14 protein-coding genes are annotated in these 16231 nt (G+C 68.3%); 2 read left to right on the top strand and 12 right to left on the bottom strand.

From position 1 onward, the window contains the following. Positions 1-138 precede the first annotated feature (138 nt). From ABQ137_RS01425 to glnA, 7 genes are all read right to left on the bottom strand, one after another. Entirely contained in the window at positions 139-786 is a 648-nt protein-coding gene (locus ABQ137_RS01425; protein ID WP_349781001.1) for a superoxide dismutase family protein, read from the bottom strand. Between the two features lie 49 nt (positions 787-835). After that, positions 836-1435 (bottom strand): superoxide dismutase family protein, encoded by a 600-nt coding sequence (locus ABQ137_RS01420; RefSeq protein ID WP_184515366.1) that lies wholly within the window; start codon positions 1433-1435, stop codon positions 836-838. 405 nt (positions 1436-1840) lie between these two features. After that, the gene (ntrC, locus tag ABQ137_RS01415; protein WP_349781000.1) at positions 1841-3271 is read right to left on the bottom strand and encodes a nitrogen regulation protein NR(I); all 1431 of its coding nucleotides are present in this window, start codon (positions 3269-3271) and stop codon (positions 1841-1843) included. Beyond that, complete coding sequence (locus tag ABQ137_RS01410; protein WP_016903409.1) at positions 3264-4319, bottom strand: two-component system sensor histidine kinase NtrB; 1056 nt, start codon at positions 4317-4319, stop codon at positions 3264-3266. Before ABQ137_RS01410 ends, ntrC begins: the two co-directional genes overlap by 8 nt. 264 nt (positions 4320-4583) lie before the next feature. Continuing rightward, the gene (locus ABQ137_RS01405; protein WP_024940499.1) at positions 4584-6026 is read right to left on the bottom strand and encodes an ammonium transporter; all 1443 of its coding nucleotides are present in this window, start codon (positions 6024-6026) and stop codon (positions 4584-4586) included. Between the two features lie 22 nt (positions 6027-6048). Then, positions 6049-6387: a P-II family nitrogen regulator gene (locus tag ABQ137_RS01400; RefSeq protein ID WP_002808480.1), complete on the bottom strand. Its 339-nt coding sequence runs from the start codon at positions 6385-6387 to the stop codon at positions 6049-6051. Positions 6388-6663: 276 nt separating this feature from the next. Then, a complete protein-coding gene (glnA, locus tag ABQ137_RS01395; protein ID WP_016903411.1) occupies positions 6664-8073 on the bottom strand; it encodes a type I glutamate--ammonia ligase in 1410 nt (469 codons plus the stop codon). Positions 8074-8294: 221 nt separating this feature from the next. On the opposite strand from glnA, the gene ABQ137_RS01390 reads away from it, so the two are divergent. Both ABQ137_RS01390 and ABQ137_RS01385 read left to right on the top strand, forming a co-directional pair. Then, complete coding sequence (locus tag ABQ137_RS01390; RefSeq protein WP_047124532.1) at positions 8295-9089, top strand: undecaprenyl-diphosphate phosphatase; 795 nt, start codon at positions 8295-8297, stop codon at positions 9087-9089. A 136-nt stretch (positions 9090-9225) separates the two neighbouring features. Next, positions 9226-10038 carry an META domain-containing protein gene (locus ABQ137_RS01385; protein WP_349780999.1) on the top strand — a complete coding sequence of 271 codons (813 nt, stop codon included), beginning with the start codon at positions 9226-9228 and terminating at the stop codon, positions 10036-10038. Positions 10039-10146: 108 nt separating this feature from the next. On the opposite strand, the gene ABQ137_RS01380 is transcribed toward ABQ137_RS01385, so the two are convergent. The 5 genes from ABQ137_RS01380 to ABQ137_RS01360 all read right to left on the bottom strand — a co-directional run bounded on the left by ABQ137_RS01380 (position 10147) and on the right by ABQ137_RS01360 (position 15941). Continuing rightward, positions 10147-10758 carry a YbhB/YbcL family Raf kinase inhibitor-like protein gene (locus ABQ137_RS01380; RefSeq protein ID WP_005912167.1) on the bottom strand — a complete coding sequence of 204 codons (612 nt, stop codon included), beginning with the start codon at positions 10756-10758 and terminating at the stop codon, positions 10147-10149. A 652-nt stretch (positions 10759-11410) separates the two neighbouring features. Further along, entirely contained in the window at positions 11411-13483 is a 2073-nt protein-coding gene (locus ABQ137_RS01375) for a tetratricopeptide repeat protein (RefSeq protein WP_349780998.1), read from the bottom strand. A gap of 58 nt (positions 13484-13541) precedes the next feature. After that, on the bottom strand, positions 13542-14528 hold the full coding sequence (locus ABQ137_RS01370) for a YheT family hydrolase (protein ID WP_349780997.1): 987 nt from the start codon (positions 14526-14528) through the stop codon (positions 13542-13544). A gap of 63 nt (positions 14529-14591) precedes the next feature. Further along, positions 14592-15491, bottom strand: a complete 900-nt coding sequence (locus ABQ137_RS01365) for a lysophospholipid acyltransferase family protein (protein ID WP_180969535.1) — start codon at positions 15489-15491, stop codon at positions 14592-14594. 21 nt (positions 15492-15512) lie between these two features. After that, entirely contained in the window at positions 15513-15941 is a 429-nt protein-coding gene (locus tag ABQ137_RS01360; RefSeq protein ID WP_024939490.1) for a hotdog fold thioesterase, read from the bottom strand. Between the last annotated feature and the right edge of the window lie 290 nt (positions 15942-16231).

The following is a 16231-nucleotide window of genomic DNA, read 5'->3' as shown; positions in this document are numbered from 1 at the left end:
GCACGCGATATGCGGCGTGCCGGATGCACTAGCGCCGGCACGCCGCAGGACCGGATCGCTCCCCACAGCAGCCCAGAAACAACGACGCCGCGGTGATCGATCACCGCGGCGTTTTGCCTGGCCGCTGGCCTGTCCTGCTTACTTGGCTGCAGCTGGCGCGTTGTCGGTGGTGATCACACCGCAGGCCAGACGGCCGCCGGCGTTGCCGGTGGGCTGGGTTTTGTAGTCGTCTGCATCGGCATGCACGATCACCGCGTGGCCGGCGATATCGAACTGGTCGGCCTTGCCCAGATTGACGTTGCTCGACACCGGGCCGTCGATGCTGGCATTGCCCTGCGCATCGGCCTTGATGTTGGGCATGTCGCCGCCGTGGTGCGGGTCGGCACTGACGGCGCCGTGATCGGACTGGGTCGGGTTGAAGTGGCCGCCGGCGCTGCTGCCGTCCGGTGCGCTGCAATCGCCCTTTTCGTGGATATGGAAGCCATGTTCGCTGTCGGGCTTGAGGCCACTGAGCTGGCCGGTGACGCGCAGCGCGCCGTCGACGATCTTGAAGCTCACCGTGCCTTTGACGTCGCTGCCCTTGGTCGGCTTGAGCTCGGCGGTGGCGGTGGTGGTGGCCGCCGCTTCGGTGACCATGGACGCGGCGTGCTCACCGCCATGCGCCGCTTCGGCCGCTGCGCCGGCCTGCGGTGCGGGTGCAGGGTCGGCCGGTGCGGGTTCGTCGCGCTTGCACGCGGTCAGCACCAGCGCGGTGGCCAGGAACAACGTCGTTGGAAGAATACGCATGAGAAAACTCCTGTGGAAAGGCCGCAGCTGCAGCCAGGGGTGCCCCGACTCAGGGCTGCGAAGGGGGTGTGCGCCACTGGGTGACGCGGATGACGCCGCAGGCCAGACGTGCGCCGGCATTGCCGCTGGGTTGGCTGCGATAGTCGTCGGCGTCGGCATGCACCACCAGCGACTTGCCGACCACGTCGGTGGGCGCGGCATCGCCCAGGGTGATGCCGGCAACGATCATGTCCAGATGCGCGACACCTTCGGCATCGGCACGCAGATTGTCCATGTCGCCGGCGTGGTGGGGAGTGTTGCCGGTACGTCCGTGCGCCATGCCACTCGGATTGAAATGCGCACCGGCACTGCTGGCGTCGGCGGCGCTGCAATCGCCGCGTTCGTGCACATGGAAGCCGGCCACGCCGCCTGGACGCAGGCCACCGACCGTGCCGGTGATGCGGATACCTTGCAGCGCGGGGACCAACACCACCCGACCGCTGACCAGGCTGCCCGATGCCGATGCCAGCGCCGCTTCGGCCTGCTGGACCGGACGCACGGGCACCACCCGCGCCGCCGGGGGCGGTGGTGGCGGAGGCGGTGGCGTGCTGCTGCAGGCGGCAAGCGCCAGCGCGGTGAGGGCAACGATCGTGGACGACCGGTAACGCATCGAGCTGTTCTCCTGATCAGGCTGAAAACCTATGCGGGCGCATGTTCACATGTCATGAAATGCGCCGCTGGCAGCACAGGAGTTTACGGGGTTGGTGTGGATGGTCGGGCTGTTGGAGGTGCGGGTCGATGGGATGCGGGTTGTTGGGGTGGTGTGCGAGGCGCCAAGTACACGTGTCGTGAGCTGCTTGGACGATGGCGTCGGCAGATGACAAGCCGCAGTGGCGTATCGATGGCACAGGGACGCGGCGGCGCGTCACTGATCAACGCTTGCCGCGGGCAGTGTCGGGCAGCCTCAGCTCGATCGAGGCACCGTTGCAATAGATGCGCGTGCAGCAGCGCTTCCATCGGCACAGGGACCCTCACCCCAACCCCTCTCCCATCGGAGAGGGGCTTTAGCGCCAGATCAGCGGCGTTTGCGGCCCGGACCGAGCTTGCGGGTGACGGTGTTGCGGCCCAGACCCAATCGGGCGGCGGCTTCGGCACGGCGGCCCTGGGTGAGTTGCAGGGCGGCTTCGAGCAGGGTCTTGTCCAGGCGTTCGCGGGCTTCGGCGTGCAGGCCCTGGGCGCCTTCGCTCAGGCGTTGCGCGGCCCAGCTGGAGAGCATCTCGTCCCATTGCCCGTCGCCGCGGCCGGCACGCTGGCGGCGGCCGCCGCGCGCCAGTGCCGATTCCACGTCGACCACGTCGATGATGTCGGCAGTGGCCAGGGCCGCCAGGCGCCAGCAGACGTTTTCCAGCTCGCGCACGTTGCCGGGCCAATCGTATTGGCGGAGTTGTTCCAGCGCGGCCGAAGACAGCCGCTTGGGCAGCATGTCGAGCTTGCGCCCGGCCATGGCCAGGAAATTCTCGGCCAGCTGCGCGATGTCGCTGCGGCGCTCGCGCAGCGGCGGCAATTGCAGGCGTACCACGTCCAGGCGATGCAACAGGTCGGCACGGAAGCGGCCTTGTTCGACCAGCGCCTCCAGGTCCTGGTGGGTGGCGGCGATCACGCGCACATCGACGCGGATCAACTCCCGCCCACCGACACGGAAGAATTCGTTCTCGGCCAGCACGCGCAGCAGGCGGGTCTGCAGCGGCAGCGGCATGTCGCCGATTTCGTCCAGGAACAGCGTGCCGCCGTCGGCCTGTTCGAAGCGGCCGATGTGGCGTTTGGTGGCGCCGGTGAAGGCGCCGGTTTCGTGGCCGAACAACTCGCTTTCCAGCAGTTCCGCGGGAATGGCGGCGGTGTTGAGCGCGACGAAGGGCTTGCGCGCGCGCGGCGATTCGTTATGCAGCGCGCGCGCCACCAGTTCCTTGCCGGTGCCGGTCTCGCCATTGATCAGCACCGACAGCGGTGCCTGCGCCAGCCGGCCGATCGCGCGGAACAGCGCCTGCATCGCCGGGGTGTCGCCGATCAGCGAGGCCGAGCCTTCTGCAAAGGGCGTCCCGATGATCTCCTCGACACCGGCATCGGCATCCGGCAGCGCGCGTGCGGCCAAGGCCACCGCATCGTCCAGATCGAAGGGCTTGGACAGGAACTCGTGCGCGCCGCCGCGGAAGGCGCCGGCGGTACTGGCCACATCGGTGTAGGCCGACATCACGATCACCGGCAGTTGCGGGTGCCTGGACTTGAGCTTGTCGAGCAGGCTCAGGCCGTCTTCGCCGGGCATGCGCACGTCGGTGAACAGCAGATCCGGGGTGGGCCGCATGGCCAGTGCCTGCAGTGCGGCGGCGGCGCTCTCGAAGCCATCCACGGCGTAGCCGGCATCGCGCAAGGCGGTGGACAGCACGAAGCGGACCGAACGGTCGTCGTCGACCACCCAGATGTGGTGGGATGCGGCGGCGGCCTCAGCCATGCAGATGCTCCTTGTCGTGATCGCCGGCCAGCTCGGGCAACAGCAGGGTGAAAACGGTATGTCCCGGCCGCGAGCGGTAGGTCAGCGTGCCGTGGTGTTCGCGCGAGACCTGCTGGGCCAGCGCCAGGCCCAGGCCGCTGCCCTCGGCGCGGCCGCTGACCAGCGGCAGGAACAGGTGCTCGGCCAGTTCCTCCGGCACGCCGCCGCCGTCGTCGATGATCTCCAGCCGCAGCGACATCGCATGCACGCGGTCGCGGATGCGCTGGCCGTGCTCGACGCGGGTGCGCAGGGTCACCCGCGTGGCGCCGGCCTGGAACGCATTGCGCACCAGATTCCACACCGCCTGGGTCAGGCGGTCGCCATCGCCGAGGATGTCGGGAATGCTGGGGTCGTAATCGCGCTGCACCTGCACCGACCAGCCGCCCTCGGCCTCGGCCAGGCGCAGCACACGCTCGAGCACGACGTGGATGTTGAGGCGGTCGTGCGGGCGCGCCGGCGTGGGCGAGAGCAGGCGTTCGAGCAAGGTATTGAGGCGTTCGATCTCGGTGCCGATCAACTCGATCAGCTCGCGCTCGTCCTCGTCGCGCCCGGCCGAGCGCCGCGCCAGCAACTGCGCCGCGCCCTTGAGCCCGGCCAACGGATTGCGCAGTTCGTGCGCCAGGCCCTTGAGCGCGGCGCTCAAGGCATTGGGCAGCGCATGGGTGGGATCCAGCGCGGGGAATTCGTCGACCGGATGGGTTTCCAGCAGCCAGCCGCCGTCGTCCAGCCGCGACAGCCAGCCTTCGGCAAAGCGCGGCGCGTCATTGGGCAGGCCCAATGCCAGCCGATGCAGGCGCAGCACGTCGCGCTCGTCGTTGAGCAGGAAGCGGGCCAGCGCATCGCCCTGCACTTCCAGCGCGGCCAGCGGTTGATCGACCAGACGCCGCGCACTGACCCCGAGCCAGCGCGCGAAGGCCGGGTTGACGCCCAGTACGCGACCCTCGCGGTCGGCCCAGGCCACCGGCGTGCCCAGGCTGTCCAGCGACGGGAGGATGGACGACATCAGCATTGCACCAATTTAGTGCAAACACGATCGGCCTGCGCATATGGCGCGCAGAACGAAGCATGCAGGCAAGGCATCGGGGCCGGACGGCAGCAGGTCGCACCGATCCAGCGGACATCCGCGCCGACAGTCACAGGCGTGGGGCTGGTCATGCAGGCACCTCGGCAGTTGGTCCGCGCCCGATGGGGCAACGGGGAAAACGGACCCGGCACGGCTGTCCCGGCCGGGTCGTTGCGCCACCCGCGGCAGCGTGGCCGCGGGTGTGCATGCTCAGGACTCGTATGCCGCTTCGCCGTGCGAGGTGATATCCAGGCCCTCGCGCTCGGCTTCTTCGGTGACGCGCAGCCCGAACACCAGCTTGGCGACCAGGAAGCCCACCACCGACACCACGCCGATCCACACCAGGGTGATGCCCACGCCCAGCGCCTGGATGCCGACCTGATGCACGATGTCGTAATCGCCGCCCTTCTGGCCGCCCAGCGAGGCCGCCGAGAACACGCCGGTCAGGATGGCGCCGATGATGCCGCCCAGGCCATGCACGCCGAACACGTCCAGGCTGTCGTCGGCGCCCAGCAGACGCTTCAGGCCGGTGACGCCCCACACGCACAGCACGCCGGCCGCCAGGCCGATGACGATCGCACCGAACGGACCCACCGTGCCGCAGGCCGGGGTGATGCCGACCAGGCCGGCGACCATGCCAGAAGCCACGCCCAGCGCCGACGACTTGCCCTTGATGATCTTCTCGGTCAGCGACCAGCCCAGGATGGCGGCCGCGGTGGCCAGCAAGGTGTTGAGGAAGGCCAGGGCCGCACCGGCATTGGCTTCCAGGTTGGAGCCGGCGTTGAAGCCGAACCAGCCCACCCACAGCAGCGAGGCACCGACGAAGGTCAGGGTCACGTTGTGCGGCTTGATCGCCTCACGACCCAGGCCGGCGCGCTTGCCGACGAAGTAGGCGCCGACCAGGCCGGCGATACCGGCGTTGATGTGCACCACGGTGCCGCCGGCAAAATCCAGCGCGCCCAGGCCGAACAGGTACCCGCCGGTGGCCCAGACCATGTGCGCCAGCGGCAGGTAGCCGAAGGTGAACCAGATCACCGAGAACAGCAGCACCGCGGCGAACTTGGCGCGTTCGGCAAAGGCGCCGACGATCAGCGCGCCGGTGATGCCGGCAAAGGTCGCCTGGAACGCCACGAACACGTATTCCGGCAGGCTCACGCCCTTGGTGAAGGTGGCTGCCAGCGTCTCGATGGTCACGCCCTTGAGCAGCGCCTTGTCCAGATTGCCGATCCACGGGCCTTCGCCGGAGAACGCCAGGCTGTAGCCGTACACCACCCACAGGATGGTCAGCAGCGAGAACACCACCGCGACCTGGATCAGCACCGACAGCACGTTCTTGGCGCGCACCATGCCGCCGTAGAACAACGCCAGGCCCGGCACCACCATCAGCAGCACCAGCAGCGTGGAGGTCAGCATCCAGGCGACATCGCCCTTCTCCACCACCGGCGCGGCTTCGGCGGCGGCCACCGGTGCGGCGGGCGGCTGCGCCGACGGCAGCGGTTCGGTGGTGACCGGTTCGGTCGGCAGCGGGGTGACCTGCGGGGTGGACTGCGCGTGCGCGCTGCCCATGCCGCCCACCACCAGCGCGCTGAACAGCATCAGCATGCAGACACTGTAGAACCGGGCTTTCCACCCGGCAAAAAGGGCTGTCTTCATAAGAACTCCGGGGGTGGGGGACTCAGAGCGCATCGGCGCCGATCTCGCCGGTGCGGATGCGCACGACTTGCTCGATCGCGGTCACGAAGATCTTGCCGTCGCCGATCTTGCCGGTGCCGGCGGCGTTCTGGATCGCCTCGACCACTGCGTCCAGCCGGTCGTCGGTCACCACCGTCTCGATCTTGATCTTGGGCAGGAAATCGACGACGTACTCGGCGCCGCGGTACAGCTCGGTGTGGCCTTTCTGGCGCCCGAAACCCTTGACCTCGGTCACGGTGATGCCCGACACGCCTGCTGCGGACAAGGCCTCGCGGACCTCGTCGAGCTTGAACGGCCGGATGATGGCGGTGATCAATTTCATGCGCATACCCCGAATGGTGGAAAAGACCGGCCGGCATTGCGCCGCCCGGCGGTGTCATTCACCTGGATGCCAACCCCGGCATCCGCGCGTTCGCGATTACGCAGACCTCGGCCGATGCAGATGCATCCGCCCCGTGGGAGAGGTCAGGCCCGCGCGTCGCGAACTGTGTGCTCTCTCAATACCCCTTCGCTCCCCGGCCGATGCCGTGGAGCGATCAAACATGTGCGGCGATGGCGGAGGTGGGAGGGGGGGCCTCCGCCATCACCGCGGTGGAACTCAGTTGCCGTAGTACAGCTGGTACTCCAACGGGTGGGTCGCAGCACGGAACTTGGTGACTTCCTGCATCTTCAGCGCGATGTAGCCGTCGATGAAGTCGTCGCTCATCACGCCGCCGGCCTTGAGGAACTCGCGGTCCTTGTCCAGCGCTTCCAGCGCCTGATCCAGGCTGGAGCAGACCTGCGGGATCAGCTTCTCTTCTTCCGGCGGCAGGTCGTACAGGTCCTTGTCGCTCGGCGCGCCCGGGTCGATCTGGTTCTTGATGCCGTCCAGGCCGGCCATCATCAGCGCGGTGAAGGTCAGGTAGCCGGACTGCAACGGATCGGGGAAGCGCATTTCGATACGGCGCGCCTTCGGGTTGGTGACCCACGGAATGCGGCACGAGGCCGAGCGGTTGCGGGCCGAATAGGCGAGCATCACCGGCGCCTCGAAGCCCGGGACCAGGCGCTTGTAGCTGTTGGTGCCGGAGTTGGAGAAGGCGTTGATCGCACGTGCGTGCTTGAAGATGCCGCCGATGTACCACAGCGCCATCTGCGACAGGCCGCCGTAGCCGTCGCCGGAGAACAGGTTGACGCCGCCCTTGGTCAGCGACTGGTGCACGTGCATGCCCGAGCCGTTGTCGCCCACGATGGGCTTGGGCATGAAGGTCGCGGTCTTGCCGTTGCGGTAGGCGACGTTCTTGATGATGTACTTCATCGTCAGCAGTTCGTCGGCCTTCTGCACCAGCGAGCTGAACTTGGTGCCGATCTCGCACTGGCCGGCGGTGGCCACTTCGTGGTGGTGCACCTCGGTCTCGATGCCGACCTGTTCCAGCGTCTTGATCATTTCCGCGCGCAGGTCGTGCAGCGTGTCGGTCGGCGGAACCGGGAAGTAGCCACCCTTCACGCCAGGACGGTAGCCGCTGTTGCCGCCGTCGTACTTGGCGCCGGTGTTCCAGGCAGCCTCTTCCGAGCCGACCTGGAAGAAGGTATGGCCCATGTCGTTGGCAAAGCGCACCGAATCGAAGATGAAGAATTCCGGCTCCGGGCCGAAGAACGCCTGGTCGGCGGTGCCGGAGGACTTCAGGTAGGCCTCGGCACGCTTGGCGATGCCGCGCGGGTCGCGCTCATAGCTCTGCATGGTGGCCGGATCAAGGATGTCGCAGGTCAGCACGATGGTCGGATCGGCGAAGAACGGATCCAGGTACGCAGTGCCGGCGTCCGGGAGCAGGACCATGTCCGACTCGTTGATGCCCTTCCAACCCGCGATTGAGCTGCCGTCGAACATCTTGCCTTCTTCGAACAGCGCCGGCTCGATGATGTTGGCCGGGAAGGTGATGTGCTGCTGTACACCACGCATATCGACGAAGCGCAGGTCGACAAACTCGACCTTGTTGTCCTTGATCAGCTTTTCAACATTTTCCACGGACATCGGAAGAAACCTCTGCAGGAGTTAAGTGGCTCGTGAGCGGAACTACAGCAGGGACCATGCCAAGCGCCGGATCTTCACAAGTCCTTGATTTTGCTTGCATCGCTTGAGGCCGCTCACGCTTACATAGCACCTTTTAGGTGCTAATCAATCGCATGCTGCACCGATATGGTGCATGCCGCAATGCACTATCCTGACGCCTCCCCCATCCCCTCTCCAGTCCGATGTCCGATCTGATTTCCGCCCTGCTGTTGGGCATTCTCGAAGGCCTCACCGAATTCCTGCCGATCTCCAGCACCGGCCACCTGCTGATCGCCGAACAATGGCTCGGACGCCGTTCTGACTTCTTCAACATCGTCATCCAGGCCGGCGCGATCCTGGCGATCTGCCTGGCGCTGCGGCAAAAGCTGTGGACCCTGGCCACCGGCCTGGGCCAGCGCGACAACCGCGACTACGTGCTGAAGATCGGCGTGGCCTTCCTGGTTACCGCGGTGGTCGGGCTGATCGTGCGCAAGGCCGGCTGGCAGCTGCCGGAAACCGTGCACCCGGTGGCCTGGGCGTTGCTGATCGGCGGGCTGTGGATGCTGGTGGCCGAGCACTTCGCCGGCAAATTGCCCGAGCGCGATGTGGTGACCTGGAAGGTGGCCATCGCGGTGGGTCTGGCGCAGGTGGTGGCCGGCGTGTTCCCCGGCACCTCGCGCTCGGCCTCGGCGATCTTCCTGGCCATGCTGCTGGGCCTGAGCAAGCGCTCGGCGGCAGCGGATTTCGTGTTCATGGTGGGTATCCCGACCATGTTCGCGGCCAGCGGGTATGCCCTGCTGGAGATGTACAAGGAAGGTGGCTTCGGCAGCGAGAACTGGGCCGATGTGGCCGTGGCCTTCGTGGCGGCGACCATCACCGGCTTTGTGGTGGTGAAGTGGTTGCTGGGCTACATCAAGAAGCACCGCTTCACGGTGTTTGCGGTCTACCGCATCGTGCTGGGCGCCGCCCTGCTGCTGTGGCTGCCGGCGCTGGCCTGAGACGGCCACGCGGTCGCGTGTCGTGCCGGCTGAGCCGGCGCGGCATGCGAGGCACATGGCCGGGCAGTGACTTGCGTCATTGCCCTGGCCGCGCGGTGGCGGTATCACTGACATATCGATCACCGGGAGCCGCCGCATGCGTGCCGTGTTGTTTGCCCCTGCACTGCTGGCAGCGGGCGTGACGGCTTGCGGGTCGAGCGCGCCGCCGCAGGCGCCCGGATCCAGCGCCGACGCCGCTGCCGCCGAGCCGGCCACGACCAGCTCAATCGCCGCCGACAACGCGCCACTGCAGGCCGCGTTGCGGGCGCAACACTGGCAGCTGCAGCAGGCCAGCGATGCGCACGGCACTGCCTTGCGCAGCCTGTTCGTCGCCGGCACACCGCCCTTGCAGCTGGATTTCAGCGATCACCGCATCCAGGTCAGCCAGACCTGCAACGCATTGGGCGCCGACTACAACGTGGCGCAAGCGCACTTGCAGATCGGCCGGGTGGTGTCGAGCAAACGCCTGTGCGCGCAACCGCGGCGGATGGCCCAGGAGCGCGCTGCCAGCGAGTTGCTGTCCGGCCGCTTCGCGGTGGCGCTGAACACCGCGCAGACCTCGCCGCAGCTGACCCTGACCCGCAGCGACGGCACCCGGCTGGTGTTCGGCGGTGTCGCCACGGCCGACACCCGCTACGGTGGACCCGGTCAGACGCTGCTGATCGAAGTGGCGGCCGATACCGTGGCATGCGGGTCTGACCCGGCGCGCCAATGCCTCCAACTGCGCGAGCAGGATGCGGCAGGGCAGCCTGTCACCCAGACCTGGCAAGTCTTCGAGGGCAAGATCGAAGGCTTCGAGCACGAGGCCGGCATCCGCACCCTGCTGCGCGTCACCCGCTACCCGGCCGCCGCAGGCACGGACGGCGCGCCGGTGTACGTGCTCGAGCAGATGATCGAAGCCAACGGTTGACCCGGTGTGGCGGCGATCGTGCGATTGACGCAGCACGCACCAAGGTCGCCGTTGGCCACAACCGGCCCCGCGCCGACCTGACCGGTGGCGCAGGACCGTGCGTTGCCGTCAGCGCAGCGCCGGATTCAGCGTGTAGGTGCCATGCAACGCCGCCTCGGCCAGCACGTGGCCCTGGATCGCCGCCAGCACATCGGCTGCGGTGAAGGTCTCGGGCAGGCTGAGCTGCGCCACGTCCAGCGCAAACACGCGGAAGAAATAGCGGTGCACCCGCAGGTCGTTGAACGGCGGGTACGGGCCGTCATAGCCCAGATAATTTCCGGCCATGTCGGCATTGCCGGCAAACCATTCGGTATACGAATTCAGGCCCTGGCGCGCACCGGCCGGGCCGGCCGGCTGCTGCTTGCCCTTGGGCACGAAACCGTCGCTGCAGCTGCCTGCGGCGATCTCATGCACGTCGGCGGGGATGTCGGCCATCGCCCAATGCACAAAATCGGTGCGTGGCTGATCGACCGGAATCTGCACGTCGTCGCGGCCCACGGTTTCCGGCACGGTCGGCACATCCGGGTCCAGGCACAGCAGCGCGAACGAGCGCGTGCCGGGCGGCACCTCGCTCCAGGCCAGATGCGGGTTGCGGTTGGGCGCAAAGCCCTCGGGCGTTCCAGCGGCAAATTCCACCGCGATGGGCTTGCCGTTTTCGATGCTGTTGCTGGTCAGGCGCATGCAGGAGTCTCCGAGGCAATGAGGCCGACCAGGGTGCCTGGGTCCGCGCCGCAGAGGAAGCCATCGCCATGGAACCCTCTGGTGCGCCCGGCCGGGTTTATCGCGGCCGGTTCACCCCGCCAGCGAACGCCGTGGCCGCGTGATCATGCATCGGCAACGTGGACACTGCAGCGCCCGCGTGCGCGTAGCAGGGAGCGCCATATTCAGCCGGCCAACCTGCCCCCATTCGTAGGAGCGGACCCGGCCGCGAAGGGGCGGTATCGGTAAAGCCGCATCATTCGGTGGCGACGCATCGTCGGTGGCCGCGTCCATCGGTAACGCCTCGTCGCGGCCGGGTCCGCTCCTACGAGGTGGTGCGGGCTGCGCCGCCGAAGGCCGCCCCAGGCGCCGGCCGCGCCCACCGACAGTGAGCGCCACATTCGTTCGCCGGCCAATCTGCCCCGATTCGTAGGAGCGGACCCGGCCGCGACGGGGCGTTATCGGTAACGCCACATCATTCGGTGGCGACGCATCGTCGGTGGCCGCGTTCATCGGTAACGCCTTGTCGCGGCCGGGTCCGCTCCTACGGGGTGGTGCGGGCTGCGCCGCCGAAGGCCGCCCCGGGCGCCGGCCGCGCCCACCTGGCAGTGAGCGCAGCCGTGCTGAGCGGCGCTCAGTCCTGCGGGTAACCGAAGCGCACCGCGATCAGCGTGAGCAGATCGAATTGCGCGCCCAACACAGTGCGGTAGTTGCGCCAGCGACCCGCGGCCAAGCGGGCCGGGCCGCGCGGTTCGATCAACGGAAAGCGCAGGCCGAACGCCTGTTCCAGCGCGGTGGAAATGCCTTGCGGGTCGCTCTCGATGCCGTCCAGGCGGATGATCCGGTGCGGATACAGATCGCGCTCGTGCAGCACGGCGAGCTGTTCCAGCGCCGTCAACAGCCAGTCGGCGGCCTGCTGTGGCGATTGCACGGCCAGCGGTGCCGGCGCGCCGGCCGACAGCCAATCCAGCAGCATGTCGCGCGGGTCGCGCAGCGCGATCGCCAGCCGGCCTTCGGGCAGGTGCGGGCGCAGCGCGGTCAGCAAGGTGTTGTCCCACCACAGCAGCCAGTCGATGACGTTGCCGTCGTCGATACCGCGCCGCGGCAGCTGCGCCTTCCAGCCTTCCACCAGCGCCATCGGCGCCAGCTCGCCGGACGCCAGCTGCTCGACAGTGCGGTAGCTCTGCAGCGCATCGGACGGCGGCGTGCTGCCATAACGGTCGTCGCGCACCAGCGGGGTGGCCGCCCCCATCACCGCGACCAGGCGTTCGACATGCGAGCCGGGCGTGCCCCAGACGAACAGCGGCCGTGCCGTCACGCTCTCGGGAATGGTCCCCAGCTCCGGCCATTGCATCGGCTGCTTGGCGGCCAGCGGCGGCAACGGCAGGCGGTGCTGGGCCTGTTCGCGCTGGAACTGCATCCAGGTCGCCACGGCCGCCTCGGGCTGGCCGGCGCGGTCCTGCACATTGCCCAGCCACGGCCGCAGCACGGTCTGCTGTGGCTCGGGCAGCGAGTCGATCAGCGATTGCACGCAGGCGATCGCCGCCGGCGGGTCGCGCTCCAGCAGCGCCTCGACGATGCGCTGTTCGCCGCTGAGGCGGCCCGGCTCCACCGCCACGATCTGGCGCGCCACCATTTCCGCCTGTTCGGCATGGCCCTGCATGTCGTGCACGCGCATCAGCGCTTCCAGTGCCGGCAGATGCTCGGGCATGGCCAGCAGCCAGCGCTCGATCACCGCCTGCGCCTGCGGCCCGCCGACCGGCTCCACCGCCAGCCGCGCCAGCCACAGGTCGTGCGCATTGGCCGAGGTGGCCAGCGCCGCGTCCAGGGTGTCGCGCGCATCGTCCACCGCGCCCAGCCGCTCCCAGGCGGTCAGCAAGGCATGCAAGGTGCGGCGGTCGGCCGGCCAGTGCGCCAGCGCCAGGCGCAGGTGCGCGGCGGCCTGGTCGGGGCGGCCGGCCTGCAACTCCATCTCGCCGGCGAGCCGGCGCATGGCCGGGAGATCGCCGCCGGGCTGGGCGAACACGCCCTGCATCGCGGCCAGTGCATCGTCCAGGCGGCCCTGGCGCTGGGCCAGCTGAGCGATGAAGGCGCGCAGCGCCGTACCCGGTGGATTGAGCTCGACCACGCGCTCGAAGGCGCGCTCGGCAAACGCGAAATGCTCCTTCTGCAGATACGCAAAGCCCAGCGCGAACATCACCCGCGGGTCGTCGGGCAGTTGCTCGGCGGCGCGGGTCAGCAGCGACAGCGCGCGCTCGCCCTGGCCGCGGCGCAGTTCCACCACGCCATCGACGGCCAGCAACTGCGGGTGCTCGGGCGCCAGACGCGCGGCAGTGCGGCTCAGCCGCTGCGCCTCGTCCAGATCGCCGCGCGCCACCGCCAGATGCGCCTGCATCACGTAGGCGTTGAACTGGTTGGGGTCGAGCGCGGTGGTGCGCGACAACGCGTCATCCGCTGCCGACAGCTCGCGCATCGCCAGCAGCAGGCCGGCGCGCAGCAGATGCAGGTCGGCATCTTCCGGCGTCAGCGTCAGCGCGGTTTCGATGCTGGCCAGCGCCAGCGCCGGTTGACCCTGCTGCTGCAGGGCCAGGCCCAGCCAGCGATGCGTGGCGGCGTTTTCGGGCGCGCTGAGGACCCACTCGCGGGCCAGCGCCACCGCATCGTCGGCCGCATTGCGGCGCAGGGCTTGAAGAATGGCGTCTTGCATGGCGGAGGGCGTGTCCAGGACAAACGCCTATTGTAACGATGCGCGGGGTGCCGCCGACCTACCCCTGCGCCGCCAGCCGCTCGGCCACCCAGCGTTCGGCGAAACCATCGCCGCGGGCATTTTCCAGAAAGCCGCAGTGGCCGCCCCAGCGCGCGATTTCCAGCTGCGCATGCGCCGGCAGCTGCCAGGCGGCGAAATCCTCGAACGGAATGACCGGGTCGTCTTCGGCCATCAGGATGTCCACCGGCACCTGCAGGCCGGCCAGGCGCTCGCCGGCGATCGAATAACTGTCGAAGTACGCTTCCAGCGAGCCATGCCCGGTGTGCTGCTCGGCCAGCCAGGCCATCAACCCGCGCATGTCCAGCGCCAGCGTGGCGTCGTCGTAGCCGTGCTGATCGGGGAACAGCTTGCGCTTGCGCAGCAGCGACTCGCGCCACTTGCGGCGGAAATACCAATCGTAGAACTGCGGGCCCTTCTCCAGCTGCAGCATCGTCGCCGCCGGATCCAGCAACGGGCACACCGCCGCCACGCGCGCCAGCGGCAGCCGGGCCGCCGGTGCCCGCAGCGCCAGCCGCAATGCGAAATTGCCGCCCAGCGAATAGCCCGCCGCCAGCAACTGCGGCGCGGGAAACCGCCGCCACAGATCGCCCGCCGCATTGACCACTTCCTCGATGCGATCGGAGTGGAACAGGTCCACGTTGAGGTGGTGCGTGCCGCCGTGGTCGCGGAAATTTAGCCGGAACACCTGATAGCCCAGGCCGAGCAGGCGCGCGGCGGTCAGCCGCATGTAATTGGACTCGGCACTGCCCTCCCAGCCGTGCAGCAGCAGCACCGTGCCGCGCACCGGGGCATCGCCGGGCGGGATGCTCATCCAGCCCTGCAGGCGCACGCCGTCGCCGCCGTCGAGAATGTGTTCGCTGGTGACCGCGCCGCTGGCGGCCAGCAACTGGCGGCTACGGAGCCGGCGCAAGGCGCTGCTGCCCAGCACCGATTGCACATGCGGATTGCGCAGCCAGCGCGGCGGCAGATAGTCGGAGGCGTTCATGCGCTCATCGGGCCAGACAAGGGGGTGCCAGCCGCAGGGGTGATGAGCGCTTGCATCGTCGGCTCAGGACTCCATTGCCGCAATGATGCGTTGCCGCGAGGTATCGGCCAGGCGGCGGCGTCCTTCGATATCCAGCGCGCGGATCGGCTCGAGAAAATGCACCTCGGCCAGCCGCGACGGCTCGCCGAGCAGACGCACGATATTGGCGAAGAAACTCTCGCGCTCGCCGAACGCCACCACCGCCTGCGCATTGCCGCGCTCGCCGTAACGCAGCGCCACCGGCTGCACCGGCACACCGGCCTCGACCGCGGCCTGGAAGATGCGTGCGTGGAACGGGCCGACTTCGGTACCGCCACGGGTGCGGCCTTCGGGGAACACGCCCACCGGCTTGCCGCTGCGCAGGCGCAGCAGCATTTCCTGCAGCACCCCGCCCAGCGATTCGGTATTGCCGCGCTGATGGAAGATGGTCTGGCCCTTGGTCGCCAGCCAGCCGACCAGCGGCCAGCCGGCGATCTCGCGCTTGGCCACAAAGCCCATCACGCGCTGGCTGTGCAGCATCGAGATGTCGACCCAGCTGACGTGGTTGGCCACGAACAGGGTCGCGCCCGGCAGCGGGGTGCCGAAGCGCCGCAGGCGGAAGCCGAAAATGCGCATCAGGTTGCCCTGCCACCAACGGATCATCAGCTCGTCCAGGGTGTCGTCGCGCCCGGTGCGGATGCGCGCCAGCGGCGGCGCCACCACGCACAGCATGGTGATCGGCAGGCAGATGCTCAGATGCACCAGCAACAACGGCACCCGATACAGGTACCGGAACCAACGCAGCACGCTGCCAGCGTCGCGCGTGGCGTCCAGGGATGACTCGCTCATTGACGGAACCGGACCGGTACCAGGGGAAGGAAGCGCAACTATTGTGACAGCAGCGTGGCCTGCGCGCAGTGCCCGCCGCGGGTGGCGCTGTTCCACCCATGCACTTGCACGGCGTACTCAGCCATTGCTGCGCGGGACCACGGCCAGGGTCAGCCGCGAGACGCAGACGCGCTTGCCGGCTGGATTTTCGATGGTGATGTCCCAGACCTGGGTGCTGCGCCCCACATGCACCGCACGCGCAGTGCCGGTGACCAGGCCATCGGTGGCGGCGCGCAGGTGATTGGCATTGATCTCCAGCCCGACGCAGATCTGGGTGGTCATATCCACGCACAGGTTGCCGGCGCTGCTGCCCAGGGTTTCGGCCAGCACCACCGACGCACCGCCGTGCAGCAGGCCGTATGGCTGCTTGGTGCGCGCATCCACCGGCATGGTGGCGCTCAGCCAGTCGTCGCCGGCGGCGGTGAACACGATGCCCAGATGTTCGATCAAGGTGTCACGGCTGGAGGCGTTGAGGGCGGCCAGGTCGACGGGTTCGCGGAAGGTCATAGGCTGGGGATTGGGGATTGGGGATTGGGGATTGGGGATTGGGGATTGGGGATTGGGGATCGGGGATCGGGAATCGGGAATCGGGAATCGGGAATCGGGAATCGGGAATCGGGAATCGGGACAGCATCTGCGGCGCTGGGATCTGATGCAACTGCCTTTAGCTGGTGCTGCACGCCAGGCCGCGATGGTGACTTCGGCGGATGGCGGTGTGTGGCGCGCCGCCCATTTACCTACCGCAGCGCACCGCGCCATTGCAGCGGTGCGTCGCTCCACGATGCACCGGTTGCCAC

The organism is Xanthomonas sp. WHRI 8393, from assembly GCF_040203315.1.
Lineage (GTDB): Bacteria > Pseudomonadota > Gammaproteobacteria > Xanthomonadales > Xanthomonadaceae > Xanthomonas > Xanthomonas arboricola.
The sequence above is the reverse complement of the archived record's forward strand: the minus strand, read 5'-3'. Positions and strand labels throughout refer to the sequence as shown.